Origin of the sequence: Bacillus cereus group sp. BceL291 (genome assembly GCF_051776705.1) — a bacterium.
GTDB lineage: Bacteria > Bacillota > Bacilli > Bacillales > Bacillaceae_G > Bacillus_A > Bacillus_A cereus.
On sequence record NZ_JBPWAP010000174.1, the window covers coordinates 1 to 3551 of the forward strand.

Here is a 3551-nt window from a genome sequence, read left to right on the forward strand (position 1 = left end):
ATCAACCAAATTGTTGATACACCTTTAAATTACGTTGTTAAACAACATACGTCGTCGTGTATTAATACTATATAATTAATAACAATCATTCATTCAGTATTACATATTAGTGAGGGCTTTTATATTTTATAAGAATCTCCATAAAAATGTTATAATTACACCATTACATTCATAAAAAGATTAGACTATTTATAGAGATGAGGATGCTAATAATGTATTCACAAGACAATTTTTATAAAAATTTAATTGAAGAAAAAAGAGTAGTAAATATTTTTCTAATCAACGGAGTTAGAATACCTGGAATCATTATTGCAGTGGATAAATTTTCAGTGTTGATCTCCAGCAATGGAAAACAACAATTCCTTTATAAGCAAGCCATTTCAACAGTTGCTGTATAGACTATCACGTACCCCAGTATTTCATTATTAATTTACTACATTTCAAAATTTATTTAGATTATATTAATATATGAATCAACAAAAAAGGAATCCTTAGTAAAAGGATTCACCTCAGAAAGAGATATAGCTAGATATACATAAATAAAAAGAATTAACTATATTATAATATAAAAACGAACAAAATATATTGAGAAACATAAAATCAGATTGAATATTCTCGCTATTGTACGTAAAATGAATATAAGACAAGTAACAACAGCTCTCTAACCCTTCTAAAAGAATCCTTTATAACCTGGGGATTCTTTTACTTTAGACAAATGATTCTTATTATAACGTTTGCAAAAGAACCCTCTTCTTACCCAACCACTCAACAAATATAAGTCGGGATTCAGTTTTATGAATATTTTCTTGATGTAAGCAACAGGTAATAATCTTCAATATTTGTTGGGTGTTATCATCAGAGAATAAATATCCTAAAAAAATAAAAAGATGTTCTATTAATATTATAAGAAGATTCGCTGCTAAATATGCATTTTTTCATTGTATCCTTTATAATCTGAGCTTGTTAATACTAAAGAATCAAGTATAGATTTATAGCCATGAATTCTTCTATTTATACATATAATATTCTTTATATCGTTCGAAATTCGTTTTTTTTGTTTGTGTAGATGTTATGGGTGATTTTAATGATTTAGATGCTGCTACCTGCTTTGGTATTTGTAATGCGCCCCGTTTCTTAAGTTCTCTATACAAACTACTCACATTGCACCTCAGTTTTTTTGCAATAGCTGGATATTCCTCTCCTTGATTAAATAATTGTACTGCTTTTTTACATTTTGTGTCCCATTTTTCTTCTGTCGTTTGAAATTTTTGAGTTCGTTTTTTAACTCTATTTTTTTCTAATTTAAAACTCTCTCGTTCTATTTTACATCGCTTGGCAGAATACTGTTCTACGTCTGCCCTACGCCCAAAATGCTCCTCCTGTAAACGTATCATTTGTACTTTTTTCGCAATTTCTCTCAAGTTACAGTCACCTCATTTCGTTTGATAAATTCTATCAGTACTTGATCCCAATCTGTATCCCCAGTCACCGTTTATAAGTAGGCTATAAATGCTCACATTACCTTATGATAGCTTTAAATCTACTATTTACGGAAAATTATAATCAGTTCTATTTTTACATAATTGTAAACCATAGTAAATTGATAATATTGACACAGAATATTCTAAACTTTAATTCTCACTATACAAATATATAAACTAAATATTCTCTTCGCTTGAAAAATGGAGAAATTGTCCTAAATCTAAGTTGATAGATGTATACACCTATCTTTATTACAAATACTTAAATACTTTATCTATTGTAGCTAAGGCACAATAAAAAAGAATGCAGACATGTAATCTGTACCCTTTGTAAAGGACATTTTGAAAAAAGTTAGGCAACATCAAGAAGATGATTTCTGTATCCTGGTCTTACCCCTGTCAAGTAGACAGTAATAGATTAGGTGTCTTTTCATTAAGCAGCCTTAGTTCCAAATTCAATAGGACTAAGGTTGTTTAATCTTTTTTGAAATCTTTTGTTATTGTAATAGCCCATATATCTTTTAGTAGCCTTAAAAACTTCTGCTTTTTCATGAAACGTATGTCTATAAAAGCATTCTGCCTTAAAATGACTAAAAAAACTCTCTATACATGCATTATCGTAACAATTTCCCCTCCTAGACATACTCACAGTTATTTTGTGCTTTTTAAGTAATTGGTTATATTTTTTTGACGTATACTGATAACCTCGGTCGCTATGTAATACTGTTTCGTGGACTTTTCTTTTTCTTAAGGCTTTATTGACTGTGTCTGTAACTAATTTTAAATTGTTGTATTCGCTCATTTGGTAGGCCACAACTTCGTTATTGTAAAGGTCTAGTATCACGGAAAGATATATGCGCTTATTGTTAAAGGTAAGATAGGTTATATCTGTAACCCATTTTTCATTTGGTCTTGTAGTTGAAAACTCTCTGTTTAACAGATTTTCCGACACGACGCATTGTTCTTTTAAACCAAAATGCCTCCACTTTTTCTTTCGAATCTTAGCTTGTATCCCCATTTTCCTCATTAAACGATATACTCTTTTGTGATTTATCTGTAAACCATAATACTTTTTGAGCCATATACAAATTCTTCGGTAACCATAGCTTCCATTTATATCTGGATCTCGTTCGCATTCTACTATTTTAGACATGATAAATTGATCCTCTTTCATCTTTTCAGAGGGATCGTTGATTCTTTTTTCCCACTTATAATATCCACTTCTTGAAACACCTGCAATTTCACAAAGCAATACAATTGAAAAGTTCTGTTTTAAGGTATGAATGACTTCGTATTCTACTGATTTACTTTTGTTGACCTCATCTCCTTTTTCGTAGCTAATAGCTTTTTTAAGTATTCGTTTTCCGCTTCTAATCGTTGTATTCTAGCGTCTTGACTGACTTCATTTGTTTGTTTAGATCTTCCACGTTTTTCTTGTAGGCCCAGAATCCCCTCATTTTCATATTTTTTAATCCATCTATCTATAACTGAATATGTAACTCCCAATTCCTTTCCAAGTAAATTGCTTCCAATTCCTCTATGTGAGTACAATTCAATAGCTTTCATTTTAAAATCAATTGAAAAAGTTCTTCTAATTTTCCCCATAAAAAATCCCCTCCATAATAAACAGTAAAGTAACTTTCTTTCAACTGTCTACTATAAGGGGATCATATCATCCAACAGGAGTCATCTTTTTTAAATTCCATTGATATCTATAATGATTATAATACGTCATATACTCTTGTTTCAATTCATTAAAGGACGCGCAAGGTTTTATATGAGCTTCATCTTTCAGATGACCAAAAAACGATTCTTGTGGGGCGTTATCCCAACAGTTTCCTCTTCTTGACATGGATTGTCCAAGATTTAGCTTTTTGACTAGCTTTTGATAGGTAGGGCTTGTGTAGTGGGATCCTTGATCCGAATGAATATAAGCACCTTCAGTCAATTGAATCCGCTGATTCCTTTTTAGTTTATGGAGAGTTGTCGTTACGAGCTCTAATGTCATCTGTTCTGAAACATGGTAAGCTAAAATTTCATTAGTTGAGCCGTCTAAAATTGTAGATAAAT

The 3551-nt window shown here is 30.8% G+C and carries 5 protein-coding genes; 1 reads left to right on the forward strand and 4 read right to left on the reverse strand.

Annotated features, from left to right (window positions below; translation table 11 throughout):
* The first annotated feature begins 212 nt into the window (after positions 1-212).
* The gene (gene hfq / locus ACS2CR_RS33720) at positions 213-398 is read left to right on the forward strand and encodes an RNA chaperone Hfq (protein WP_309567697.1); all 186 of its coding nucleotides are present in this window, start codon (positions 213-215) and stop codon (positions 396-398) included.
* 609 nt (positions 399-1007) lie between these two features.
* Here the strand turns inward: hfq and ACS2CR_RS33725 are convergent.
* The 4 genes from ACS2CR_RS33725 to ACS2CR_RS33740 form a co-directional block, all read right to left on the reverse strand.
* Positions 1008-1421 carry a hypothetical protein gene (locus ACS2CR_RS33725; RefSeq protein ID WP_309567698.1) on the reverse strand — a complete coding sequence of 138 codons (414 nt, stop codon included), beginning with the start codon at positions 1419-1421 and terminating at the stop codon, positions 1008-1010.
* 493 nt (positions 1422-1914) lie between these two features.
* Positions 1915-2856: an IS3 family transposase gene (locus ACS2CR_RS33730; RefSeq protein ID WP_309567703.1), complete on the reverse strand. Its 942-nt coding sequence runs from the start codon at positions 2854-2856 to the stop codon at positions 1915-1917.
* Positions 2778-3086 (reverse strand): helix-turn-helix domain-containing protein, encoded by a 309-nt coding sequence (locus ACS2CR_RS33735; protein WP_309567699.1) that lies wholly within the window; start codon positions 3084-3086, stop codon positions 2778-2780. Before ACS2CR_RS33735 ends, ACS2CR_RS33730 begins: the two co-directional genes overlap by 79 nt.
* Positions 3087-3153: 67 nt before the next feature.
* Positions 3154-3551: DDE-type integrase/transposase/recombinase (locus ACS2CR_RS33740; RefSeq protein WP_438906152.1), on the reverse strand; the 398-nt coding region annotated here is incomplete at its 5' end.